The organism is Sphingomonas pruni NBRC 15498, from assembly GCF_001598455.1.
GTDB lineage: Bacteria > Pseudomonadota > Alphaproteobacteria > Sphingomonadales > Sphingomonadaceae > Sphingomonas > Sphingomonas pruni.
On sequence record NZ_BCYZ01000021.1, the window covers coordinates 24,691 to 47,233 of the forward strand.

At 61.6% G+C, this 22,543-nt stretch carries 24 protein-coding genes; 12 read left to right on the forward strand and 12 right to left on the reverse strand.

Annotation, left to right across the window (positions count from 1 at the left end):
• Positions 1–141: 141 nt before the first annotated feature.
• Complete coding sequence (locus SPR01S_RS22215; RefSeq protein WP_439646729.1) at positions 142–282, forward strand: DUF6961 family protein; 141 nt, start codon at positions 142–144, stop codon at positions 280–282.
• Between the two features lie 14 nt (positions 283–296).
• Here SPR01S_RS22215 and SPR01S_RS22170 read toward each other — a convergent pair whose 3' ends face one another.
• The 5 genes from SPR01S_RS22170 to SPR01S_RS08355 all read right to left on the reverse strand — a co-directional run bounded on the left by SPR01S_RS22170 (position 297) and on the right by SPR01S_RS08355 (position 4,617).
• Positions 297–500 carry a DUF2188 domain-containing protein gene (locus SPR01S_RS22170; RefSeq protein ID WP_084251044.1) on the reverse strand — a complete coding sequence of 68 codons (204 nt, stop codon included), beginning with the start codon at positions 498–500 and terminating at the stop codon, positions 297–299.
• Positions 501–1,623: 1,123 nt separating this feature from the next.
• Positions 1,624–1,926, reverse strand: coding sequence for a hypothetical protein (locus tag SPR01S_RS08345; protein ID WP_066587840.1), 303 nt, complete (start codon positions 1,924–1,926; stop codon positions 1,624–1,626).
• On the reverse strand, positions 1,901–2,143 hold the full coding sequence (locus tag SPR01S_RS21175; protein ID WP_084251046.1) for a helix-turn-helix transcriptional regulator: 243 nt from the start codon (positions 2,141–2,143) through the stop codon (positions 1,901–1,903). The genes SPR01S_RS08345 and SPR01S_RS21175 overlap by 26 nt, the downstream gene beginning before the upstream one ends.
• A gap of 144 nt (positions 2,144–2,287) precedes the next feature.
• Positions 2,288–3,463 (reverse strand): tyrosine-type recombinase/integrase, encoded by a 1,176-nt coding sequence (locus SPR01S_RS08350; RefSeq protein ID WP_066587842.1) that lies wholly within the window; start codon positions 3,461–3,463, stop codon positions 2,288–2,290.
• 230 nt (positions 3,464–3,693) lie between these two features.
• The gene (locus SPR01S_RS08355; RefSeq protein ID WP_066587844.1) at positions 3,694–4,617 is read right to left on the reverse strand and encodes a LysR family transcriptional regulator; all 924 of its coding nucleotides are present in this window, start codon (positions 4,615–4,617) and stop codon (positions 3,694–3,696) included.
• A 105-nt stretch (positions 4,618–4,722) separates the two neighbouring features.
• Here SPR01S_RS08355 and SPR01S_RS08360 point away from each other — a divergent pair, with 105 nt between their 5' ends.
• A complete protein-coding gene (locus tag SPR01S_RS08360; protein ID WP_066587862.1) occupies positions 4,723–5,421 on the forward strand; it encodes a pirin family protein in 699 nt (232 codons plus the stop codon).
• 50 nt (positions 5,422–5,471) lie between these two features.
• A complete protein-coding gene (locus tag SPR01S_RS08365) occupies positions 5,472–6,299 on the forward strand; it encodes an alpha/beta fold hydrolase (RefSeq protein WP_066587868.1) in 828 nt (275 codons plus the stop codon).
• A gap of 218 nt (positions 6,300–6,517) precedes the next feature.
• Here the strand turns inward: SPR01S_RS08365 and SPR01S_RS08370 are convergent, their stop codons facing one another.
• On the reverse strand, positions 6,518–6,937 hold the full coding sequence (locus SPR01S_RS08370; RefSeq protein ID WP_084251052.1) for a response regulator: 420 nt from the start codon (positions 6,935–6,937) through the stop codon (positions 6,518–6,520).
• Positions 6,938–7,300: 363 nt separating this feature from the next.
• Here SPR01S_RS08370 and SPR01S_RS08375 point away from each other — a divergent pair, with 363 nt between their 5' ends.
• Positions 7,301–7,531 (forward strand): HIG1 domain-containing protein, encoded by a 231-nt coding sequence (locus SPR01S_RS08375; protein ID WP_066587874.1) that lies wholly within the window; start codon positions 7,301–7,303, stop codon positions 7,529–7,531.
• Between the two features lie 130 nt (positions 7,532–7,661).
• On the opposite strand, the gene SPR01S_RS08380 is transcribed toward SPR01S_RS08375, so the two are convergent.
• The gene (locus tag SPR01S_RS08380; RefSeq protein WP_066587876.1) at positions 7,662–8,252 is read right to left on the reverse strand and encodes a LuxR C-terminal-related transcriptional regulator; all 591 of its coding nucleotides are present in this window, start codon (positions 8,250–8,252) and stop codon (positions 7,662–7,664) included.
• Positions 8,253–8,619: 367 nt separating this feature from the next.
• Between SPR01S_RS08380 and SPR01S_RS08385 the strand changes: the two genes are divergently transcribed.
• From SPR01S_RS08385 to SPR01S_RS08395, 3 genes are all read left to right on the forward strand, one after another.
• Positions 8,620–8,979 carry a thiol-disulfide oxidoreductase DCC family protein gene (locus tag SPR01S_RS08385; protein ID WP_066587879.1) on the forward strand — a complete coding sequence of 120 codons (360 nt, stop codon included), beginning with the start codon at positions 8,620–8,622 and terminating at the stop codon, positions 8,977–8,979.
• Positions 8,976–9,470, forward strand: coding sequence for a DUF427 domain-containing protein (locus tag SPR01S_RS08390; RefSeq protein ID WP_066587882.1), 495 nt, complete (start codon positions 8,976–8,978; stop codon positions 9,468–9,470). The genes SPR01S_RS08385 and SPR01S_RS08390 overlap by 4 nt, the downstream gene beginning before the upstream one ends.
• 115 nt (positions 9,471–9,585) lie before the next feature.
• Complete coding sequence (locus SPR01S_RS08395; RefSeq protein ID WP_157082075.1) at positions 9,586–10,809, forward strand: ABC1 kinase family protein; 1,224 nt, start codon at positions 9,586–9,588, stop codon at positions 10,807–10,809.
• Between the two features lie 99 nt (positions 10,810–10,908).
• Here the strand turns inward: SPR01S_RS08395 and SPR01S_RS08400 are convergent, their stop codons facing one another.
• The 4 genes from SPR01S_RS08400 to SPR01S_RS08415 all read right to left on the reverse strand — a co-directional run bounded on the left by SPR01S_RS08400 (position 10,909) and on the right by SPR01S_RS08415 (position 14,707).
• Positions 10,909–11,634 carry an SDR family NAD(P)-dependent oxidoreductase gene (locus SPR01S_RS08400; RefSeq protein WP_066587887.1) on the reverse strand — a complete coding sequence of 242 codons (726 nt, stop codon included), beginning with the start codon at positions 11,632–11,634 and terminating at the stop codon, positions 10,909–10,911.
• Between the two features lie 145 nt (positions 11,635–11,779).
• Positions 11,780–13,330 carry a cryptochrome/photolyase family protein gene (locus SPR01S_RS08405; RefSeq protein ID WP_066587890.1) on the reverse strand — a complete coding sequence of 517 codons (1,551 nt, stop codon included), beginning with the start codon at positions 13,328–13,330 and terminating at the stop codon, positions 11,780–11,782.
• Positions 13,327–13,698, reverse strand: a complete 372-nt coding sequence (locus SPR01S_RS08410) for a hypothetical protein (protein WP_157082077.1) — start codon at positions 13,696–13,698, stop codon at positions 13,327–13,329. The genes SPR01S_RS08405 and SPR01S_RS08410 overlap by 4 nt, the downstream gene beginning before the upstream one ends.
• Before the next feature lie 142 nt (positions 13,699–13,840).
• Positions 13,841–14,707: an SMP-30/gluconolactonase/LRE family protein gene (locus tag SPR01S_RS08415; RefSeq protein WP_169803401.1), complete on the reverse strand. Its 867-nt coding sequence runs from the start codon at positions 14,705–14,707 to the stop codon at positions 13,841–13,843.
• Between the two features lie 124 nt (positions 14,708–14,831).
• Between SPR01S_RS08415 and SPR01S_RS08420 the strand changes: the two genes are divergently transcribed.
• The 5 genes from SPR01S_RS08420 to SPR01S_RS08440 all read left to right on the forward strand — a co-directional run bounded on the left by SPR01S_RS08420 (position 14,832) and on the right by SPR01S_RS08440 (position 21,593).
• Positions 14,832–16,088, forward strand: coding sequence for an MFS transporter (locus SPR01S_RS08420; RefSeq protein WP_169803402.1), 1,257 nt, complete (start codon positions 14,832–14,834; stop codon positions 16,086–16,088).
• A complete protein-coding gene (locus SPR01S_RS08425; protein WP_066587901.1) occupies positions 16,085–16,999 on the forward strand; it encodes a 2-dehydro-3-deoxygalactonokinase in 915 nt (304 codons plus the stop codon). The genes SPR01S_RS08420 and SPR01S_RS08425 overlap by 4 nt, the downstream gene beginning before the upstream one ends.
• Positions 16,996–17,733 carry an SDR family NAD(P)-dependent oxidoreductase gene (locus SPR01S_RS08430; RefSeq protein WP_066587907.1) on the forward strand — a complete coding sequence of 246 codons (738 nt, stop codon included), beginning with the start codon at positions 16,996–16,998 and terminating at the stop codon, positions 17,731–17,733. Before SPR01S_RS08425 ends, SPR01S_RS08430 begins: the two co-directional genes overlap by 4 nt.
• Positions 17,734–17,875: 142 nt before the next feature.
• Positions 17,876–20,608 carry a TonB-dependent receptor gene (locus tag SPR01S_RS08435; protein WP_169803403.1) on the forward strand — a complete coding sequence of 911 codons (2,733 nt, stop codon included), beginning with the start codon at positions 17,876–17,878 and terminating at the stop codon, positions 20,606–20,608.
• Positions 20,609–20,687: 79 nt separating this feature from the next.
• Entirely contained in the window at positions 20,688–21,593 is a 906-nt protein-coding gene (locus SPR01S_RS08440; RefSeq protein ID WP_066587911.1) for a dihydrodipicolinate synthase family protein, read from the forward strand.
• 9 nt (positions 21,594–21,602) lie between these two features.
• On the opposite strand, the gene SPR01S_RS08445 is transcribed toward SPR01S_RS08440, so the two are convergent.
• Complete coding sequence (locus SPR01S_RS08445) at positions 21,603–22,442, reverse strand: IclR family transcriptional regulator (RefSeq protein WP_245661921.1); 840 nt, start codon at positions 22,440–22,442, stop codon at positions 21,603–21,605.
• Between the last annotated feature and the right edge of the window lie 101 nt (positions 22,443–22,543).

The following is a 22,543-nucleotide window of genomic DNA, read 5'->3' on the forward strand; positions in this document are numbered from 1 at the left end:
CTCAATGAGCGTCTTAATATTTCGCCGCTATTTTATTTCAAAGATCCTGTTTTGGCGGTTCGGCACACGCTAGTGGACATAACGATATTTACAAGCAAGATACTGCCGGACATCTTATAGGCAATTGGTACTGGGCCGGCGTTGGTCGTCTATGGTGCGGGCGGCCAGTACATCGGCGAACGCATTGGTGAACTTGCCCTACAAGGCGATTTGGAGGGCGTAGAAGCCTGGAAACAGATCGCGGCTAGGTTCGATAGGCTACAACGCGGCGAACGCTCCTAGGGCCGTTTAAAGCCTCAGGGCTTCCGCCATTTGTCGCGTCCCGGTCCGACGTTGCGCACCCTCTCCACGCGGATGGAGCTAGGCTTCAACTCCCGCGCCCGAGCTATCGCTTCCTTTTGCGTGTCGCAAATATCGCTAGCGCGGGCAGCTCCCTCGCGAAGTACGCGATATTTCCCGTCATCACGTTGCTCGATATATATTTCGTCGCTTCCTGACATTGTAACGCTCCCTATATTCCGACCTGAACGCTATCGGAGTCGGATGGTTGCGCCGACACGAAGTGATAACTTTGGCAAGCGTTGCGATGACAGAAATATTAAAACACAAGTGTTGACCTAGCTTTCGCAAGCTGGTCCATATCCCAAAGGGATCGCCCTCCAACGCATTTTTTTGCTGAGTGGAGGGCCAAATGACCCAACGACATGACGACCGCGAAACGGAGCAAATCGGCAAGCTCATTGATGCCGGTCATCCGAAGCTTGCGGCAGCGACATTTCGATCACGGTGGCGATATCGGCTTCTTGGCCGAGCGCTTCCGGCATTAATCCCTTTTGCGGGTGCGGTGGTATGGCATTTCGCCAAAATCTGGACGTAACAAACTAATCAAGTTTAGGTATATTTATACAGAAACAGGATTTCCGGCAGTTTCTAAATTAAGTGGAGTTTATAAAAGTTAATGGATTTCGTGTATTATAGCAATAATACGCCATTTAGTACGCATTGCATACCAAAAAACGGGTTGATACCCTTTTGCACTCGGAGTTGCCACCAAGATTCTCAATCTTCACTCGGCTATTGAGGTTTTGGCCGCGTTCTGGTATTATTATTTAAAGACGACCCTTACCTTGGCTGGAACGTCGCTAATAAGTCCAAGCCAAATGCCACCTGACAGGCTTAAACGTCAGAGCTACTAACATCGATAGCAATCTAGCTGGCGAAGGCATCAATGCCGATGAGCAACAGACCTACTTTGTACCTAGCTTCCGTCATTATACCCTTAGAAGAGACGGCTAAGGTGAATACCGGGGGAACTTTTAAGCTCCGTGCTGCCTCCGACCCTCCTGTAGAGCGAAGCCATAGGCTCAAGGGAAAAATCTAACGAATGGGGTTTGATATTGCTGTCCTAGTGCATTCACTAGGTATCACCGGGCTTGGTCTCCCTCTAACCTTTCAAGGGTAGGAAAATAGACAGTTAGACTATACGGTATTCGTAAATCGCTTTTATCAAGGTAAAAGGCTGTAAGAGGGAAGCATAAAAACCATTGCTGTTATCACCCCTTACGGAGGCGGAGGTATATCTAAAAAGGAAGGGCGCACCTTACGCGCACCCCTCCATAGCTATTATATTTCTTCTATAATCGTATTTGGGCTACGCTGACGAATAACGACGTCTTCTATCATTCCAACGCCGCCACCCTTATAAAACAGTTGGTTTATTGCCTTGCCGAGCGACAGAATCGCAGCACCATCTATGCCGCTATGTCCGTCACCGCCGTTGGCCGTCAACAGCCTGTCCGTATAGATGACGAGAGTCGCGTGCTCGCTACCGTCGTGAAGCGAAAAGCGACGTTCTAGCTGGACGTTGCCGATGATCGATCGATCAATTCCGGGAAGCAATTCAATTAGGTCGTCCGTGGTAGGCATGCTTGTTTTCCTTACGGGTTAGAGGCTGCCTCAGGCCCGATAATCGGGACGGCAGTTTTTCCAGCCAGTCGGAGATATCTTTCGAGCGCCATCCCACTGCTCGACGGCCAAGCCGTATCGGTCGCGGGAACGTGCCCGATGCCATCCAATCATACAGCGTCGATCGGGAAATCCCGATGATAGACAACAGTTCTTTGCGTCGAATAACGCGATCCATCTGCTAGCTCCTTTCGATTCGGGCGAGCTAGGCAGCGTTATCGAAGTCGTCAAGAACTATTACTTAGTGCAATACTTATAAATTGCCCAATCCAAACCATTTATTTCGCGTCACTATCGTATTTTCCCGCCATTTAATTTGATATTATTTGACGTATCTCGACCAATCGCGCATCAGAATGCGCCTCTTTTCAAAAAGATCGGACCTTGCATACGCGGCTTCGGCTTTATCTTTTATGACATGCGCCAGTGCGAACTCGACAACCTCCCGAGCGTGGTTCGTCTGCTCGCCAGCCCAATCCCGGAACGATGACCGGAAGCCGTGGGGGACGGCCGCGATGCCTAGCTCCTTGGTCAACTTGGACAGAGTCATGTCCGACAGCGGCTTGCCGGTGACAGCGCCGGGAAACACCAAATCGCTATCGTCTGTCTTTAGCTTTTCGGCTTCCTTCAAGATCGCGATGGCACGATCCGACAAGGGGACTCGGTGGGGCCGCTTGGCCTTCATGCGACCGGCGGGGATCGTCCATTCTCGCTTAGTCAGGTCGATTTCCGACCATTTCGCTTCGCGCGTTTCGCCGGATCGGGTTGCTGTTAGCACCAGGAACTCGAATGCGAGCTTTGTGCTGATAGCCGCATCGCTAGCACGGACCTTCGCAATAGAGTCGGCGACTAGATCATAGGGAAGAGCCTTGCGATGCTCGACCTTTGACCGATCATGCTTCGGCAACGCCTTGCTTATGACGTCGGCGGGATTGTCGGTTCGCCAGCCCTTCGCCATCGCCCATTTCATGACCGTGCCAATGCGCTGTTTTACGCGGCGGGCGGTTTCGGGCTTGGCGTTCCATAATGGCGTGAGAGCGTCCAAAACGTCAGCGCTGGTTATCGCATCAATGCGCTTCGAACCGATCGCCGGGAACACGAATGTCTCAAGCGTGCTGATCCATTGCTTGCCATGCTTATCGTTGCGCCAGGTAGGCGCGTATTGCTCGTGGACCTTCCGGGCCGCTTCCTCGAACGTCAGGATGCCCTTGGAACGCCTTTTTAGTGCGATGGGGTCTTCACCTGCCCGCGCTAGCTTTCGGTGCTGTAGGGCCGTCTCACGGGCTTCTGCGAGGCTTACAAGCGAAGCCGACCCCAAACCGATATCCCGGCGCTTCCGATTGACTACAATGCGTTGCACCCAGCGCTTGCTGTCGGGACCGGTGACCTTGAGATAAAGCCCGTGACCGTCACCGTAAAAGCCGGGTTTGGCCACGGTACGAACGAACGCGGCGCTAAGGCGCTTTTCCTTATGCCCGCCTGTCGATTTTCCTGTCATGGAACCAACATATCGACCAACATTTTGGTTGGGAATAGGCTGGATCGTACCGGACCTCCTCGGACACTAAATAAGGTATGATATTAATAAATAAGCGTTTCTGGAATTTACAGGAACTTGTCGCAATGGCGGAGTGCGGACTCCGTCTCCGCCACCTAGCTGTCCAGCCCGATCTCATTGCTGATCGCTGCTGGTGATTCTCGCCGGTCAGTATCTGCCCAACCGATTCGTCAGCCGTGCGCCATGGCCCAAGGCGGCGCCGCAAGTGCTTTGGCGAGATAATCGATAAGCAACTGCACGCGTTGCGGCCGCAGCGGATTGGGCGGCATGACCAGATGCAGTCCCAATGGCCGCGGCGGCCAATCAGGCATTGCGATTTCAAGGAGTCCATCGCGCAATTCGCGCCACACCAGAAATTCCGGCTGCAGCGCCAACCCGTGCCCGGCGAGCAACAGCGGGTTGAACATGTCGGCGTTGTCGGCCCAGACGCGAACCGGCGGCTCAACCATTTCTTCGCCAAACAGCGGATGGCTAAATCTCCACACGCCCTTCTGAGCGCTTCCGGTGTAAGCGAGCGCATGATGACGTCGAAGCTCGCCCGGATGGGTGGGACGTCCGCGCGCGGCCAGATATTCAGGCGCGCCGACCAGCAGGAGGCGCACGGTGCACAATCGGCGCGACAAGAGCGACGAATCTTCCAGCGCGGCGATCCGTAGCGCGAAATCGAAGCCTTCCGCGACCAGATCGATGCGGCGGTCGCTCAACTCGAGCTCGAGCGTGATTTCGGGATACGCCGTGAGGAAGTCGGATAACGCCGCTCCGAGATAGGCCGTCCCGAACGATAAAGGCGCACTGACCCGAACCAGCCCGCGCGGCGCACTCGATTGATCGGCCGCCTCGTCTTCAACCGCTTCGCCTTCGCTCAGGATGCGCGCAGCCCGTTCGAGTGAGGCCCGACCCGCCTCGGTCAGTGACAGTCGCCGGGACGTTCGCGCGAGAAGGGCAAAGCCTAGCCGAGCCTCGAGCCGCCCGATCGCCTTGGATACCGTCGGGTTCGAGAGCCCAAGCTCGTTCGCGGCACCAGAGAATGAGCCACGTTCGGCGACCTTTGCGAAGATCGCCCATGCTTCAAGGTCAGGCAAGCGTCTAGTCATTTTTGGAAATGATATGATGCCATCATTTCTATTTCGTCAAGTCAGCAATGGCCGCATCTGTGCGCCATCGGAGCAACCCGCTCCTGCCAAGATGAGGACAATACGATGATCGAACGCCGTCCGTTCGCTGAGCTCGGTGGTGCCAATCACGGTTGGCTCGATGCCAAGCACCACTTCTCATTCGCTAGCTATTACGATCCGTCGCGGATGGGCTGGGGCCCGATCCGCGTGTGGAACGATGACACGATCGCCGCCGGCACAGGTTTTCCACCGCATGGTCACGCGGACATGGAGATCATCACCTATGTCCGCGAAGGCGCGATTACTCACCAGGATAGTTTGGGCAACACCGGCCGTACCGAAGCCGGGGATGTGCAGGTGATGAGCGCCGGGTCCGGCGTTCGCCATTCGGAGTATAACCGCGAGGACGAAACGACCAAGATCTTCCAGATCTGGATCGAACCCAAGACGCGCGGTGAAGCACCGTCCTGGGGTGCCAAACCATTCCCGAAGGGTGAGCGCTCGGGCCGGTTCGTCACGCTGGCCAGCGGTTTTGCCGACGACGACGATGCGCTTCCGATCCGGACAGACGCTCGTGTCATCGGGGCGACGCTCAAGGCTGGAGAAACCGCCGAATACGCTCTGGGCGAGGAACATCACCTTTATCTCGTGCCCGCCAGCGGAACGGTCGACGTCAATGGCGTCCGTCTGGAGGCCGGTGACGGCGCAGCGATCGCGAACGAACCGACTCTGCGCGTCACCGCGATCGAAGATGCTGAACTCGTCCTCGTCGACGCCGCCTGAACAACCTTCGTACAGCGTATTTTACCAACCGAATTCCAGGGAGAAGACCAATGCCATTCATCACCACCGCCGACGGAACCGAGATCTTTTACAAGGATTGGGGACCCAAGGACGTTCAGCCTGTCGTGTTCCACCATGGCTGGCCACTCAGCTCCGACGATTGGGACGGGCAGATGATGTTCTTCCTCAGCAAGGGCTATCGCGTCATTGCCCATGATCGCCGCGGCCATGGTCGCTCCAGCCAATCGGCAACCGGGCATGACATGGCCACCTATGTTCAGGACGCCGCCGCGGTCGCTGACGCGCTCGATCTGAAGAATGCCATCCATGTCGGTCACTCGACCGGCGGCGGTGAGGTCGCGAGCTATGTCGCCAAGGCAGCACCAGGTCGCGTAGCCAAGGCGGTCCTGATCAGCGCTGTGCCGCCGCAGATGGTGCAAACGCCGACCAATCCCAATGGCGTTCCGATGTCGGTATTCGACGACATCCGTGCTCAAACCGCAGCCAATCGCGCCCAATATTTCTGGGACTTCACCTTGCCCTTTTATGGCTTCAACCGTGATGGCGCGGACGTGAAAGAGGGCGTGCGCATGAACTGGTGGCGGCAGGGGATGATGGGCGGGGCGCTGGCGCACTATGCCGGCATCGCCGCCTTCTCGGAAACCGACTTCACCGAGGATTTGAAAGCCATCGCCGTGCCGACCCTGGTGCTGCATGGCGAAGATGATCAGATCGTGCCGATCGCAATTTCAGGCGATCTCTCGTCGAAGTTGATCCCCGGCGCCCAGTACAAGACGTATCCGGGCTACCCGCATGGCATGCCGGCGACGCACGCTGATCAGATCAACGCCGATATCCTGGCCTTCATTCAGGCCTGACTTTTCCGGAGGACAAGTGCGCGTGGTGCCGGTGGCGCCACGCGCTTTTTCTTGCTCGCGAACCACTCTCCATTCCTGCCATCGGAAATCGACAGAAAACCGGGCGTGGAGGGCAACGCGCTTCACTATTTGGGCTGTTCGGCGACATCGAAGCTGACCTGTTGTCCGAACGAGTTCTGGCAGCATGCCTCGATCTCGCACCAGGTCACGAAGTGATGCTAAGCAAACTGACTGGGCCGCGGCTTATGGTCGTGCTCGGCGCTGTCGCGTCGCTGCAACAGACTGGTAATGGCGGAGACGATCTGCGCTGCAGCGAGCGGTTTGTTCACCAGAAGGCTGTACGCCACCCCCTGCACGTCCAATTCCCAAGCGCTGTCGCCGGTCATGTATACGATCGGCATCGTGCTCGACAATGCACGCGCATGGCGGGCCACGTCCCAGCCGTTCGGCCCCTGTCCGAGGCGTATATCCGTCACCAGACCGACTATATCGTTCCAGCATGCGTCGAGGATTGCCATCGCTTCCCGGCCGTTGGCGGCTGCAAGGGTATCGAACCCCGCAGCCGCTAGATCCTCTTCCAGCATTTCCCGGATCATCGGCTCGTCGTCGACAAGCAGCAGCGTCATGGTGGCGGTCACGACCGTGTCTCGCAAATATCTTTACTTCTTAGACTAATGGTCGCCGCAGCGATCTCCGGTTTCCGGCTATTGGAAACGGCTTCACCATCTCGGGGGATAGGCGATGGCTCAGGCGGTCGCCACGACGGCCTCGCATGAGATAGCCCCGGCCCAGCGGTGCGCCCACATGGCCTTTGTGCCGTATCGGACTTGCCGATTATCCCGGGACATGTGCCCGGCACGTCGCGAGTAGCCATGGTTCATAGCGCAGGGGCGACTGACCTTTTGACCATGTTGGAACCCGCCGTCTCAACCGCGAAAAAGGTCCACCAGCTGTTGCTCTAGCGCGCCTTGTCTGGCCGCGTTCGCCTTGGGGTCCGATCGATGTTTGTCGTCCTGGTTCTGGTTGTCATCCTTTTTGCGGTTGGTGCCGCTGTGGCGCTCGTGCGCGGGCTGCTCGCCTTTGCGCGAGAGGGAGATCTGATCAAAGGCGGGGGCGATCCGTTCCTGAGGCGATCCGAACAACAGAATCGAATGATGACACAGCGCGTGCTGTTTCAGGCGCTGGCGGTCGCCGCCATCGTGGTGATTGGTTTTTTATTCGCGGCCCGATAATCCGGCGGGGCTGAACTTCTACCGACCTGCTCCGCAGTCATAGCCGCGCGGGTGGCATAACCGGGGCGGGGTACGGGGTTCAGGTTGTTTTTAGACGGTCGACTGCCGACAATAAAGCCGGCAGCCGCAGTTAATACCCTGCCTCGATCGCCAGCCGGATCGCCTCGGCACCGCTCCTGATATTAAGCGCGCGCAACATCGCTGCCCGGTGCATCTTGATGGTGCGCTCTGTCAGCCCCAGCTCATAGGCGATCTGCTTGTTGAGCTTGCCGGCGGCCATCCCCATCAGGACCTGCTTTTGTCGGGGAGAAAGACCGTCGATCAGATATCGGGCGTTGTGCTGCCTGATAGTACCCGCGTCGGTCTTCCCGCCATCCACCTCCATTTGCGATCCGAGAAAATATTCTAGTTGCCCGTCGATGCCGAATACCGGTGCCACCATGACCGCATTGCGAAACGCCGTGCCGTCCTTCTTGTAATTCAGGATATCGACCAGAACCGGCCGCTGTTCCCGGATGCCCTGCCGGATCATCTCGGTCAGCGCCGCTTCGGTCCCCGGTCCCGACATGAACCGGCAGTTTCGGCCGATGATCTCGTCGCGCGTATAGCCAGTCAGCGCAATGAAGGCGTCGTTGCATTCGACGATAGGGTTGTCCGGAAGGCGCGGATTGCTGATCACCGCCGCAATTGCACTTCCGGCGATCATTTCGGAAAGCGACATGCCCCTCCTTACGCGTCTTGGCTGCCTGTAACCACCATCCGATTATCGGCTATGTAACGGCGGAACTCCCGGCGCACAAAAAGGTCGCTTCTCGCCGAGCCCGAGCCGCATCGCTGCCGTTTGGCCTGATGCGGCAAATGGGGCCGTGCCCTTACGCCCGCTCCAGCGCAGCCGCGATATGCTGGGCAAAGCGGTGCGCCGTTAGCGACGCTCCTTGTGCTTCGAAGGGCCGATCGCGGAGTGCCGCAAATTCGCTCGGTGCAAGATGCTGGCACCAGAGGCGATCAAGACAGCGCGGGCAAACCGGGCCGGACGCTGAACGAAAGGCCAGCTGGAACGCCCTCGGGACCCACCCCATATCGGCGCCATGCGGAAGCTCATCATATGGTATGACGGCGGCTGCCCGTTATGTCGCCGCGAGATCGCATTCATGCGCCGACTGGATGCAGGGCGGAGGATCGATTTCATCGACGTGGCCGACCAAGCGGCCGCGTGTCCGATCGATCGCCGGGCATTGCTGGATCGATTTCATGCCAGCGAAAACGGCGTCCTGTTGTCGGGCGCCGCCGCCTTCGCCGCGATGTGGCGCGCGATTCCGGTGCTTCGGCCGCTCGGTCTCCTCGCCAGGTCGCGGACGGTGCTTACTATCCTCGAACGCGCGTATTTGGCGTTCTTGAAGGCGCGACCCCGCCTGCAGCGGCTCGCAGGCGGAAGGGCGGCGGCATGAGGCCGCGTCGCGATCCCGTCGCACCGGGCCAAGTGAGCGTCTGGGATTTTCCGCGTCCCGCTGTCGCCGAGCCCGTCGGTGTCCACATCGTCATTCAACACCGTGGCGTAACGATTGCCGACACCCGCCGCTCGGTGCGAACGCTCGAAACCAGCCATCCTCCCAGCTATTACATTCCGAAAGATGACATAGCCCCGGATATCCTTCGAGAGGCGGGCGGCGGCTCGTTTTGCGAGTGGAAGGGTGCGGCCACCTATTGGGACGTCGTCGTCGATGGCGTCACATTACCGCGCGTAGGCTGGAGCTACCCATCGCCGACGCCGGGGTTCGCATGTCTTCGCGACCATGTCGCTTTTTACGCTGCGCCGTTCGATCGCTGCACGGTGGATGGAGAAACCGTGACGCCGCAGGCGGGCGGCTTCTACGGGGGCTGGATCACGAGCGGTTTTGCCGGCCCGTTCAAGGGCGGTCCGGGCACGATGGGATGGTGAGGCATTGAGCGGTCATGACGGCGATCGGCCCGATCGGCCCGACCGGAGTATCCCTAGCGGGCGCCTTTCGCGCCTCGGCCATATCGGTCGGCTGGCGGGCGAGGTCGCGGGCGGCATGGCTGCGGAAGGCGTGCGCCGACTTGCCGCTGGCGAGCGCCCGCGGCTCGGCGACCTGTTGCTTACGCCCGGCAATGCGAAGCGGATCGCGGATCGCTTGTCTCATCTCCGCGGCGCGGCGCTCAAGCTCGGGCAAATGATCTCGATGGACGCAGGCGACCTGCTGCCGCCGGAACTCGCGACGATCCTCGCGACTGTCCGCAACCAAGCCTATCGCATGCCGCCCCAACAGCTCGACGGCGTGCTGAAACGGGAGTGGGGCGCGGACTGGCGCAGGCGGTTCGCTCGGTTCGACGCCACGCCGATCGCCGCCGCGTCGATCGGCCAGGTACACCGGGCGGTGCTCCCGGACGGGCAGGTACTCGCGGTGAAGGTCCAGTATCCGGGTGTGCGGGCGAGCATCGACGCCGACGTCGACAACGTTGCGGCCCTGCTGCGCATCTCGAACCTGCTGCCATCCACGCTGGATTTGTCGCCGCTGCTTGCCGAGGCCAAGCGGCAGCTGGCGGAAGAAGCGGACTATCTGCGCGAGGGACAGCAGATGCGCGCATATCGCGATCGCTTGCGGGATGACGCGCGCTACGTTGTTCCGGCGCTGCACTCCGAACTGACCACGCCAGAGGTACTGGCGATGCAGTTCGTGGAGGGCCGGCCGATCGAGACGCTCGCCGACGCGGCGCAGGACGTCCGCGACGGTGCGGTGACGGCGCTGATAGAGCTCGTCCTGCGCGAGCTCTTCGACTTTGGCGTCATGCAGACCGATCCCAATTTCGCGAACTTTCGCTGGCAGCCCGACACCGGCAAAATCGTGTTGCTCGACTTCGGCGCGACGAGAGCGGTGCCCGCGCAAACGGCCGCGTCCTACCGTGCGCTGATCGCCGCGGGGCTGGCGCATGACCGCGACCGCATCCGCGACATCGCCGTCGAGACCGGCTTCCTGGGGGCCGACGCAGTCGCCGCACACCGGGACACCGTGGATCGCATTATCGCGGCGATCGATGAGGCGCTCGGTAAACCCGGGCCATTCGATTTCGGCGACCGGGCGTTCGTGCCTGTGGTGCGCGAGGAAGCATCGTCGCTGATCAGCGACCGATCCACGTGGCACGTGCCCGATGTCGAAAAGCTGTTCGTCCAGCGCAAGGTGAGCGGAACAGCCCTGCTCGGCGCGCGGCTTAAGGCGCGCGTCGACATCCTCGGCCTCGCGCAGGCGGCGATTGCCTAAGACTTGCCGTGCCATCGCGAAGAGGAACGCGTGGTTGGCTCCGTCTTCATATGCCTCTTGTCGCCACCTTTGGGAGCCCGAGCTGCTCGGTATGACCTTTCAGGGCAGGATTTCGCTGCCATCCCATGACAACACCTTGCCCGAGCTCGACTCGTCCAACCTCGCGATGACCGCCATCAGGCGTCGCACGCTCTCGGCCGGCGAGGCAAGTTGACCGCTGGACAAGTTCCTCCGGAAAGGCGCTGACAAGCGGGTATCGACGGTGCCCGGATGCAGTCCGATCGCGATGGCGTGCGGGCGCGTGCGGCGGAGCTCGATCGCCAGGTTCGCGAGCACCATGTTCATCGCCGCTTTCGAAGCGCGGTAGCTATGCCACCCGCCCAGCCGATTGTCGCCGATCGACCCGACGCGCGCGGAGAGCGCTGCGACGACGCTACGGCGGGCCCTGGGGAGCGCGTCGATCATATGCTTTGCGATGAGGGCCGGGCCAACGGCGTTGATGCGATAGGCGGCGACCATGGCGTCGGCAGTGAGCGCGGCGAAGCTCTTTTCGGGGCGCACCATCTGTCCGTCGTGCAGCATTCCCGTGGCGATTACGGTCAGATCGATAGGTCCGCCCGCCGCAATCGACCGCGCTCCCGCGGCGATCGACGCTTCGTCGAGCAGGTCGAAGGCGAACGGCCGAACGGTCCCTTCCGCCTCGTCGCCGGGAGATCGACTGCCGGCATAAATGGTCCCGAATTCACCCGAGGCGACCAGCGCCTCGACGAACGCCCGGCCGACGCCGCCCGACGCCCCCCACACGACAGCGCGACGGTTGGTCATGAGCGCTCTCCAACCGCATGATATCGAAGCCGCCAATGGTGCTGATGTCCGGAATCGGAGATATCGCGGCCAAGTTTCTTCATGCACCACCCTCAACAAATATCGGCGTCGCTGATGCTCGGCCTTGCCGCTCCACGCGGCGATGTCAGCGCGCCCAGCCTGCCGCCGCAGGTTCAAGCTGCGCGAGGAACGCCGCTGCGCTCGCTCGGTATGCGTCGCGCATTTCCGGCGTCATGCGATCCCAGCTCGAATACATCTGGACCATGCGCCGATTGCGACGAAACCGGCGTTCGTGCCGGGCGAGAAAGTCCCAATAGAGCGCGTTGAACGGACAGGCGTCGGGTCCGGTCTTCTTCTTTACGTCGTAGCGGCAGCGCGCGCAGTGATCCGACATGCGATTGATATAGGCGCCCCCGCCGGCATAGGGTTTGGTCGCTAGCCGGCCGGCATCGGCGTGTTGGCTCATGCCGATCACATTGGGCAGCTCGACCCATTCATATGCGTCGAGATAGACTATCAGAAACCAGTCGGCGACCTCCTGCGGCCGCACCCCGGCCAGCATGGCGAAGTTGCCGAGCACCATCAGTCGCTGAATGTGATGGGCGTAGCCATGGTCGCGCGTATTGCGGATCGCCTCTGCCAGGCAGACCATGTCCGTGTCGCCGGTCCAGTAGAATTCGGGCAGAGGGCGGGTCGCGTTCAAGGCGTTGGCCTCTGCGACCTCGGGCATCTCCAGCCAATAATAGCCGCGGACATATTCGCGCCAGCCGATGATCTGCCTGATGAAGCCTTCCGCGGAATTCAGCGGCACGAGCCCTGCGGCGTAGGGGTCGGCGGCAGCATTGGCCACCTCGAGCGGGGTCAGCAGGCCTAGATTGATGGCTGGGCTGAGCCAGCTGTGAAAGAGCCAGTCCTGTCCGGTGACCATCGCGTCTTGATAGGTGCCGAATTCCGGCAACGCGGTGCGGACAAAATGCCCAAGCGCGCGCCGCGCCTGCCCGGCGGTTACCGGTAGAGCGAAGCCATCGAGGCGGCCGAAATGACTGCCAAAGCGGTCGGCCACCATCGACACCACGTCATTCGTGATCTTGTCGGGAGTGAAGTGCATCGGCTCGGGGTAATTCACGCCCCGCTTGGGCGGCGCGCGGTTGTCCTTGTCGAAGTTCCACTGACCGCCTTCGGGCTTGCCATCGGAGGTCATCAGCAGACCGGTCTTGCGGCGCATCTCTCGATAGAAGAACTCCATCGTCAGTTCGTTGCGCGCCTGAGCCCAGGTCTGGAACTCCAAGGTCGAACAGATGAAGCGGTCGTCAGGCAGGATCTGGACCGGGACACCGAAAGCTTTGGCCCAGCCGTCGATGGCAATCTTCACCCGCCATTCGCCGGCTTCGACTATCCGGATCGCGGTCGCGCGATGTCGTTCGATCGCGCGTTTCGTCTCGCCGGTGAAGCTGCCCGAGTTGCCGGCATCATCGAGGGCAACGTAGTCGACACGCCAGCCGGCGGACCTCAACTCCTCGGCGAAGTGACGCATCGCCGATAATATCAGCGCAATCTTACGCTTATGATGACGGACGTAGGTCGTCTCGTCGGCGACCTCCATCATCAACACCACTGCGTCGGCCTTGGCGATTCCGCGCAGCGAGGCGAGATCGTGGCACAGCTGGTCGCCGAGCACCGGGATGAGTGTGGTCATTGCAAGCTATGCCCTGCTTCCGCCAGGCGAAAGTGCGGCGGCATCAAGAATATGCCGGGCGCGCGCGGCCCGTCGAACGCCGTATGCGTGCCGCCCGTTGGGGCTTTGATCGCAGCCATGCCGATGCGCGATTGACCGCCAGCAATTGCCGTGTCGATGGTCCTGAATCTTCGTTGTTTCGCCTCGCGGCGGTCGACGCCCGCCTGGTTGTGAATGATATGCCGTACGAGAACGGGCGGCCGGTAATAGTCGATGGCGTGTTCCATGGCGGCAATGGCGTGCTCGACGCCGGCGCAACATCCTCGAGGGTTCGCCAGGATCAGCCGCTTGTGCACCGGCGCGGCGCTCCCGGATGTCGGCGGCGCCATGCGTGTTCGTCTCCCGCTTCTTGTTGACTTGCGCTGATCTACGGACGAGCGTTGTTCACGATCATCCGAGCCCCGCAGGCACGCAACATGTACTTTGGGGCGCAATTACCCGCCAAACGGCTGCCTTAAGGGCAACGCCAATCTATAGGTTAGTGGACGCGAACCCTCGTCCAGGGACGCTTCTGGGTTCGGTACCAAATACGAGAATGTTGCCGGCTTCGCCGAACCGCGCATCGATCGGATCGAGGCCGTGAGCGGCCGTGGTGACGAATAAGGTGCGTAGGTCACCGCCGCCGAAGGCACAACTCGTCGGCCGCTGGCAAGGCGTGGGGAACCAGCCGACTTGCGCTCCGTCCGGCGAAAGGACCGCAATGCCGCCACCGTCCCACATCGAACACCAGATGTCGCCGTTGCTGCCCACCGCAATGCCATCCGGCTTGCCGGGAAGGTTTTCGAACCGGTGCAATATCACCCGGTTGGAAATCGTGCCGCTCGCGAGATCGAAATCGTAGCGATAGAGCAGCCGTGGCACCGTATCGACCAGATAAAAATATCGTCCGTTCGCGCTCCAGCCCATGCCGTTCGGAACGTCGAAGTCCGCGTCCATACGGGTGACGCGGCCCTCTTGATCGACGCGATACAAGGCGCCGCCTCCGGGTGATCCATCGGTCGCGCGCGTGCCTACCCAGAACCGCCCGGCCGGATCGCGCTTCCCGTCGTTGAAATGCACGTCCGTCATGTCGGGCGATGGCAATGGATCGAGGGTCCGGCCTTGGCGGAAAAGCCACAGACCGTCTTCGAGCGCCAGGATCGCCTCTTCCGCGCCGAACGGTGCCGCCGAGCCGATTTTCGCATGGACGGGGAAGGAGCGATTGATACCGGTGGTCGGGTCCAGCAAATTATAGGTCGGACCGAGAATATCGACCCACGCGAGCAGCCGCGCTTCCGGGATCCAGACGGGGCATTCGGCGAGCGAGGCGCCGACGGGCCATGATATGTATGCGGCCATCCTTTGTACCATATGCACCGCGCGTCTCCCTGCTTTGACTAAATATGTTGCTATAAAGGATACACGGCTCTAGCTATCGAGCAGATAAAGCCTTGGCAATGATGGGCCGGCGCGGGGAGAGATGATGGCAGCAACGCCGGGACAGCGCTGGCCGCGTTTTCGCTGGTTTGTGGTAGCAATGCTCGCGGCTGCAGCCGTGCTCAATTATGTCGACCGCCAAACGCTGGCGCTGATGGCGGGTACCATCCAGGGTCAGCTGCGGATCAGCGATGTCGGCTACGCCACCCTCGTGAACGCCTTTCTTGCTGCCTATACGATCGGCGGATTGATCTCCGCGCTGATCGTCGACCGGCTGGGCGCCCGGCGCTCGATGGTGTTGTTCGTCGGCTGGTGGTCGCTTGCCAGCGCGCTGTCGGGCATGGCGGGAAACATATGGCAGCTTGCCGCCACGCGTTTCGCGCTCGGGATCGCAGAGGCCGGCGGCTGGATCGCGTCGCCCAAGCTCGTCCAGGAATGGTTTCCGAATCGCGAGCGTGCGCTGGCGATCGGCATCTATTCGTCCGCCGCGCATTTCGGGGCGGCGCTGGCGCCGATTCTGGTCACGACTCTATTGATCACGGTGGGATGGCGAGCGACGTTCGTCGTGACGGGAGCGATCGGGCTGACCTGGCTCGGCGTCTGGCAGATTATCTATCGTCCCCATCGTATCGGCCCGGTCGACATGCTTGCGATGCCGGAGCAGCGCGCCGGTCCCGCGCCGGCGGAATGGGGCGCGGTCCTTCGCACCCGCGGGGTGTGGCTGATCGCGATCGGCAACGCACTCACCAACCCGGTCTGGTTCTTCTACCTGTTCTGGTTTCCCAAATATCTGACCGAGGAACGAGGGCTGACCGTCGCCGAAATGGGCCGGTTGAGCTGGGTCGTCTACGCGTCGGCGGGGATCGGTTCGGTGCTCGGCGGAATGGTTTCGGGCGCATTGGTGAGGCGCGGCATGCGACCGGCTCGCGCTCGGGTCGCTACGATGGCGCTCGTCGCCGTGATCGCGCCGATCGGCGCTTTCAATGCGTTGGCGCCCGCCGTCTGGATCAGCCTCGCGCTCGGCGCATTGGTGGCGCTGGTTCATACCGCCTGGGTAACCAACCAGACCGCTTTGTGCGTGGATTTGTACCCGGGGCGGCATATCGGGAAAGTGATGGCGGTGAACGGGATCATCGGCGGCCTGGCCACGATCGTCACGACGCAACTCGTCGGCGCATTGGTAGCGACCATGACCTATCGGCCGATGTTCCTGGTGATCGCGATCGCTTATCCGCTGGGGTTGCTGGCGGCCTTTCTGGCGACGACCGGCCGGTCGATGCTCGACCGCGAGACTGCAACATGAGCCACGACCTGATCGCTGTCGAATGGGGCACCGCACAATTGCGAGCCCGCCTGCTTGGGCGCGATGGGGACACGCTCGATACGTATGTCGAAGCCGTGCGGCTGGCGGATTTGGGTCGAGACCGAATCATCGAGCATGTCGACCGACTGCGGGCGCGTTGGCCCCATCCTCGCGGTCCTTTGCTGGTGAGCGGCATGATCGGATCGGCGATGGGGTGGGAGGAGATCGCGCGGGTCGATTGCCCCGCCGGTCTCGGAGCGATTGCCGATGGCGCGGTGGCTGGCCTGATCGGCAATAATGCCGTCATCTTTTTGCCCGGCCTGGCGTGCGAGCAACGCTTCGGCGATCCCGACGTGCTGCGCGGCGAAGAAGTGGCGGCAAGCGGGGCGTTGGAGCAATCCGGGGGCCGGGCAGGGCTGTTCCTGTCGGTGCCGGGCATGCACGGTAAATGGCTGGCGCATGATGGCAAGCAGATCACGCAATTCCACACCTCGATGACGGTCGAGCTGTATAGCGTGCTCGCCGAACGCAGCGTGCTCGCGCCTCTGATGGCGGCGGACCCCAACGAGGGAGCGGCGTTCCGCGAGGGCGTTGTGCGCGGCGCCGAGGGAGGCGGGCTTGGCCGGCTGCTGTTCGCGGCGCGATCGAATGTGCAGGCCGGTCGCATGCCAGCCGACGACGCCGCATCTTTCCTTTGGGGAATAGTGATCGGATCGGATGTGCGGGAGAATATGCCGCTGGCCCCGCGCGCGGCGTGCCTCGTAGCCGGCGCCCCGGCGGTGGCCCCCCTATTCGCTGCGGCGATCCGCCATCTCGGCGGCGCCGCGGAGGTGCGCGACGGGGACCAATTGACCGCGGCGGGCTTCTTGCGCCTGGCCGCTCTTCTCCGAGCAAAGGGAATGTTCGCATGACACAGCGACTCGCCGGGCAAGTCGCGATGATAACCGGGGCCGCGGGCGGCATCGGCGGCGCGATCGCGGCGCGGTTTGCGAACGAGGGATGTCGGATCATCGCGATAGATCGGGTAGAGGCGCCGTCGGGTGACCTGACTTTGCTGTGCGATCTTGGTGACGAGACGTCGCTGGCGCATGCGGTCGAGGCGGTCGGGGCCTCTGGCCTGGAACCCGACATCGTCGTACATGCAGCCGCGATGGGCGACGCCTGCCCGACGATGGATACCAACGCGGCTTTCCTCGCGCGGATGTTCGCGGTGAACGTCGGCGCCGCATTGCGCTTGGTGCAAGCATTTGCGCCGGGCATGCAGGCGCGGCGGCGCGGCTGTTTCCTGTTCGTGTCGTCGATCAATTCGACCTACGCCACACCTGGACTGGCAGCCTATGCGGCATCCAAGGCTGCGCTCGACAGCCTGATGCGCACACTCGCGCTGGAACTCGCACCGGATAACGTCCGGGTGAACTCGGTGCGCCCGGCATCGATCGATACGCCGCTCTGGCGCCGCGGGATGGATGCGCAACCGAACCCGGAAGCGGCGATCGCCGCCAACATCAAGCGCCATCCGCTTGGCCGTATCGGGCGACCGGAGGACGTCGCGGCGCTGGCGCTGTTCCTGTGCTCCGACGATGCGGACTGGATTACCGGCGTCGACTACCAGGTCGACGGCGGCGCATCGGTAACGCGCCGTTGAGCCTTTATAGCAACATATTTAGCCGTTCACTGGACGCCTCCGCTCAGAGATGCCGGGATGCAGTGGAATAAATCAGTTGACGTGTAGCTAAATGTGCAACATTAATTCCTCACTAGACGATAAAATCGCAGGGAGAGGAACGATGAGGGCAGGCTTTTTGCTTGGCGGGGTGTGTCTCGGCGCGATCGTTGCCGGTAGTCCGGCGTTGGCGCAGGACGCGGCGAACGTGCCAAATGTCGCGGCTTCCGCCGAAAGCGGGCAGGCGGCGGGCGATACCGCGGGCGGTGGCGACAAGGAGATCGTCGTCACCGGCTATCGCAAAAGCCTGGCCGAAGCGCTCCAGGTCAAGCGCAACACCGATCAGTTCCAGGACTCGGTCGTCGCCACCGACGTCGCGAAACTGCCGGACAACAACATCGCGGAATCGCTCCAGCGCATATCGGGCGTCCAGATCCGCCGCGCGCTGGGCGAGGGGACGAGCGTGTCGATCCGCGGCCTTCGCCAGAATCGCAGCGAGATCAACGGACGCACGCTGATCAATCCCAACGGCCGCGGCGCGGGCATCGCGTCGGTGCTCGATTCCGATTACGGACCGCTCTCGCTCTTTCCCTCCGAGCTGATCGGCCGACTCGACGTCATCAAGCTGCAGGGCGCGGACCGCACGGACGGCTCGTTGAGCGGTACGGTCGACATCATCACGCGCAAACCGTTCGACAAGCCGGGGCAACTCATCTCGGTGTCGGGGTCCACGGTCTATTCCGACCAGGACAAGAGATGGGGCTATGACGGTTCGGCGCTCTATTCGAACACGTTCGCCAACGACACCTTCGGCATCCTGCTCAACGCCACCTATTCGAACAAGCCGGTGAACGAGGATTCGTTCAATTCCTTCACCGGTTACACGCCGTTGACTTCCGCGTTCAACACGCCCGCCCATCCAAAGGCCAACGATCCGAATGGCGACGGGATACCCGGCACCTATATCGCCGATTTCCGCTTCCAGCGTCTGCTCGAAAAGCGCGAGAAGATCGGCGGCAACGGGGCCTTTCAATGGCGGCCCAGCCCCAATTTCGAGCTGTACGGCGACGCGGCCTACTCGCACCTCAAGACCTCGCGCACGCGCGATTGGTTCTCGGTGCCGCTGAGCAGCAATGCCGGCGACTATACCTCCTACACGCTTTCGTCGAACGAGATCCTGACCTCAGGCGTCATCAACCAGGTGGCGCAAGGCAATGCCGAAGCGCTCAGGGTCAAGAGCGACACCTTCACGAGCGCCCTGGGCTTCAAGTGGAGCACGAATGACGGGCGCTTCTCGGTCAGGCCGGAGGTGAATTATTCGCGCGCTACGATGAACGTCACCCAGGAGTTCGTCCGGGTCCAGAGCGTCAGCAAATATCCTTTCACCTTCGACGTCAACGAAGGCGGCATTCCCAGCCTGACTGGCCCCGCGAGTCTCGACACGACCAATCCGGCCTCGTTCCGCTATTCGAACGTCTTCGACAATTTCAACCGCAACACCGCTCAGGAAACGGCCGGCAAAGTCGACTTTTCCTTCAAGCCGGAAAACTCGTTCATTTCCGAGATCGACGCCGGCCTTCGCTACTCGGCGCTGACCACGACGCGTCAGACGGTCCAGAACCAGATCGCCTTTGCCGGTACCACGCCCGCCAACACTTTCCTGCTATCGTCGGGTCCGTCCATCTATAACGTTCGCGACTATGCCGACCTGCTGGGCGGCAACGCCCCGTCGATCGCGACCAAATATCTCGCGGCGAACGCGTGGGCGCTGCCGATCGGAGGAGCCTGCAACACGATCGCGCCCAATAGCGGCTTGTGCCCCGCCGGATTCGTCGATCCGCTGCAATCCTTCCGCATCGGCGAGAAGACGATGGCCGCTTATGCCAAGGTCAATTTCGCGACGCGGCTCGGATCGATGCCGCTGACGGGCAATGTCGGGCTGCGCTATACCGACACGGCGCGCGAGGCCAATGGCGCCATCAAGCGCGCGAGCGGTCTGGCCGATCCGTTGACGGTGAAGACGCAGTCGGTCGATTGGCTGCCCAGCGCGGTCGCCAAGCTGGAGATCACCAACAAGCTCCTGTTCCGTGCGGGCTATGCCAAGGTTCTGGGGCTACCGGACTCGATCGATCTGTCGCCGAACCTGACGCTCAACCGGTTGACGCCCTATAATGGCAGCGCCGGCAACCCTCGGCTCCAGCCGTTGCGCGCCGATCAGTTCGACGCCTCGTTGGAATGGTATTTCGCCCAGGGTTCGGCGTTGACCGTCGGCGCGTTCTACAAGGATGTGAAGACCTTCATCTACAGCAAGGCAAGCTACGAGATTCCGCCGGGCGAAGTCGCGCCGCCGGGCCAGCCCGAAGGCTATCTGATCACCCGGCCCTATAATGGTGCCGGCGGCAAGGTGAAGGGCGTCGAGGTCCTGTTCCAGACGCCATTCTATTTCCTTCCCTCGCCGCTCGACGGGTTCGGCGTCGTTGCCAATTTCTCGTATATCGACAGCTCGACCAGCCTGCTCGATCGCAAGGGGCAATCTTTGCCCTTCCAGGGCCTGTCGAAGGTCAATTACAATCTGGTCGCCTATTACGAGAAATACGGTTTCGGCGCGCGCGTCGCGTACAACTATCGCGACAAATTCTTCGACAGCGTCGGGCCAGGCAGCACGGCGATCTATTATGCGCCGTTCCGGACGGTCGACGCATCGATCCGCTATGAATTCGGCCATTTCACGATCTTCGCCGACGGTTCGAACCTGACCAACGAAATCCAGCGCCGCTATGTGGAATCGCCCGAGGCGACTTCCTTCTACGGCCTGCAGGGGCGTCGCTTCTCACTCGGGTTCAACGCCAAGTTCTGAGGCGTACCGTTGCACCCGTTTTGGTTCGCTCGGGGAGAGTAGGTTCGGCCACCTCCCCGCCTTTTTCGATAGGATTTCAATGAGCCAGTCTTCCCTCGGCGGCGTTTTTCCGGTGCTGCCGACCATTTTCGACGACCATGGCGAGATCGATCGCGACGGCATGCGGTCGGTCGTCGATTATGTTGTTGCCTCCGGCGCCGACGGCCTCGTCTTTCCCGGTCTCGCGAGTGAATATGACCTGCTGACGCTCGACGAGCGCGAAGATCTCATCGGTCTGATCGGCGACGCGGTCGCCGGTCGCGTGCGGTTTGTCGTCGGCGCCAGCAGCGATCAGGTCGGCGATAGTGCACGACTGGCCGCGGCCGGGGCGGCGGCAGGTGCCAGCGCCGCGATGGTGATGACTCCACGCGCGCTGGGGCCGGATGTCGACGCGCTGTCTCGCTTCTATCAAGATCTGGGTGCGCAGGCCGGATTGCCGATCATGCTGCAGAATGCGCCGACGCCGATGGGGCTAGGGCTTGCCGCCGACGCTGTCGCGCGCATCGTCGCGGCTTCCGACGCGGTTCGCTGGGTCAAGGAAGAGAACATGCCGTGCGGCCAGCGCATCAGCGCATTGCTGGCGAGCGACGTGCCCCATCTCACGGGCGTTTTCGGCGGCGCTGGCGGGCGGTACATCACCGATGAACTCGCGCGCGGTGCGATCGGCAGCATGCCCGCCGCCGAAACTCCGGAAGTCCATGTCGCGTTGATGCGCGCGCACCTGGCCGGCGACCGCGCCGAGGTCTGGCGCTTATACGAAGCGTTGCTACCGATCCTGATGATCCAGGCGGTCTATCGCTGGCGTCTGACCAAGGAAGTGTTGCGGCGGCGTAGCGTGATCGCCTCCGCCTATACGCGCGCCGCTGGCCCCGAATTCGACGAAACCGACCAGCTCGAGCTTGGGACGGTGCTCGACCGCCTGCAGGACGCCTATGCCGCGCGCTAGGTTGGAACGTTAAACAGCGAGGCGGTAATCGAGCGCCGGGTCCACTGGCGCGATCTCGTCGCCGCGTTCCAAACCCCTCGCCTGGATTTCCGCCGCGGCGACGCGCAGCGCTTCGAGCATGGTCGGCATGGCGGCCTCGGGAATCCATCCCGACAGGCCGATCGCCGCATAGGCTGTCTCGCCCACGGTGATCGCCACCGTATGCTGCTCGCGCTCGTCCTTGACCCGCAACCGGGCGTACCCCTTGCGGCGGATATCGGTCAGCGCCAGCAGCAGGGCGTCGATGTCGGCATAGCCGGGTATCTCGCCCTGGCCGTAGATTTCGTGAATCTCGTCATCTTCCAACGTAGCGAGCAACGCCATGCCGATGCCGCCGCGCGTCGCGGGGTAGAGGCCGATACGACCCAGCGCATCGGTTGCCGGCATGTTGGGCGGCGCGTGGAACAGATAACTGACATTGTCGCGCCAGCGAACGCCCATGGCGACGGTATGACCGAAGTGACGCAATTCCTCGAGCGCAGGCAGAGCACGCCGCAGCAGGCCGGAGGCGAACAAACTCTGGGCAGCCAGCACGGTCATGCCGGCGCCGGCCCGATATTTGCGATCCGGCGTCTGTCGCGCGATGCCGAGATAGGTCAGCGTCTTGAGCAGCCGGTTGACCCGCGTCGTTTCCAGCCCGACGCGACGCGCGACCTCGCGGCAGCCCACCGGCTCGGTCGAGATCGCCAAGGCCTGGAGTACGGTAATGCCGTCGATCAGGCTTTGATTGGGCTGTGCGCCCGCCTTGTCGCTGCGTATCCGGGTTCCACGGCCAGCCGGTGCTGGTGATTGCGTTGCTACCATCGCCATCGACGCTACCGCAGCGCCGACGGCCCGTCTACACTTCCAGCGCGATTATGGACTGGCGTCGCTTGATATTGTTGCTAATAAAGATATGAAAATGAATTAGA

Coding starts and splice junctions, on each gene's coding strand:
- SPR01S_RS22170 (WP_084251044.1), bottom strand. CDS start 500: ATGTCAGGAAGCGACGAAATATATATCGAGCAACGTGATGACGGGAAA.
- SPR01S_RS08345 (WP_066587840.1), bottom strand. CDS start 1,926: ATGCCTACCACGGACGACCTAATTGAATTGCTTCCCGGAATTGATCGA.
- SPR01S_RS21175 (WP_084251046.1), bottom strand. CDS start 2,143: ATGGATCGCGTTATTCGACGCAAAGAACTGTTGTCTATCATCGGGATT.
- SPR01S_RS08350 (WP_066587842.1), bottom strand. CDS start 3,463: ATGACAGGAAAATCGACAGGCGGGCATAAGGAAAAGCGCCTTAGCGCC.
- SPR01S_RS08355 (WP_066587844.1), bottom strand. CDS start 4,617: ATGACTAGACGCTTGCCTGACCTTGAAGCATGGGCGATCTTCGCAAAG.
- SPR01S_RS08360 (WP_066587862.1), top strand. CDS start 4,723: ATGATCGAACGCCGTCCGTTCGCTGAGCTCGGTGGTGCCAATCACGGT.
- SPR01S_RS08365 (WP_066587868.1), top strand. CDS start 5,472: ATGCCATTCATCACCACCGCCGACGGAACCGAGATCTTTTACAAGGAT.
- SPR01S_RS08375 (WP_066587874.1), top strand. CDS start 7,301: ATGTTTGTCGTCCTGGTTCTGGTTGTCATCCTTTTTGCGGTTGGTGCC.
- SPR01S_RS08380 (WP_066587876.1), bottom strand. CDS start 8,252: ATGTCGCTTTCCGAAATGATCGCCGGAAGTGCAATTGCGGCGGTGATC.
- SPR01S_RS08385 (WP_066587879.1), top strand. CDS start 8,620: ATGCGGAAGCTCATCATATGGTATGACGGCGGCTGCCCGTTATGTCGC.
- SPR01S_RS08390 (WP_066587882.1), top strand. CDS start 8,976: ATGAGGCCGCGTCGCGATCCCGTCGCACCGGGCCAAGTGAGCGTCTGG.
- SPR01S_RS08395 (WP_157082075.1), top strand. CDS start 9,586: ATGGCTGCGGAAGGCGTGCGCCGACTTGCCGCTGGCGAGCGCCCGCGG.
- SPR01S_RS08400 (WP_066587887.1), bottom strand. CDS start 11,634: ATGACCAACCGTCGCGCTGTCGTGTGGGGGGCGTCGGGCGGCGTCGGC.
- SPR01S_RS08405 (WP_066587890.1), bottom strand. CDS start 13,330: ATGACCACACTCATCCCGGTGCTCGGCGACCAGCTGTGCCACGATCTC.
- SPR01S_RS08410 (WP_157082077.1), bottom strand. CDS start 13,698: ATGGCGCCGCCGACATCCGGGAGCGCCGCGCCGGTGCACAAGCGGCTG.
- SPR01S_RS08415 (WP_169803401.1), bottom strand. CDS start 14,707: ATGGCCGCATACATATCATGGCCCGTCGGCGCCTCGCTCGCCGAATGC.
- SPR01S_RS08420 (WP_169803402.1), top strand. CDS start 14,832: ATGGCAGCAACGCCGGGACAGCGCTGGCCGCGTTTTCGCTGGTTTGTG.
- SPR01S_RS08425 (WP_066587901.1), top strand. CDS start 16,085: ATGAGCCACGACCTGATCGCTGTCGAATGGGGCACCGCACAATTGCGA.
- SPR01S_RS08430 (WP_066587907.1), top strand. CDS start 16,996: ATGACACAGCGACTCGCCGGGCAAGTCGCGATGATAACCGGGGCCGCG.
- SPR01S_RS08435 (WP_169803403.1), top strand. CDS start 17,876: ATGAGGGCAGGCTTTTTGCTTGGCGGGGTGTGTCTCGGCGCGATCGTT.
- SPR01S_RS08440 (WP_066587911.1), top strand. CDS start 20,688: ATGAGCCAGTCTTCCCTCGGCGGCGTTTTTCCGGTGCTGCCGACCATT.
- SPR01S_RS08445 (WP_245661921.1), bottom strand. CDS start 22,442: ATGGCGATGGTAGCAACGCAATCACCAGCACCGGCTGGCCGTGGAACC.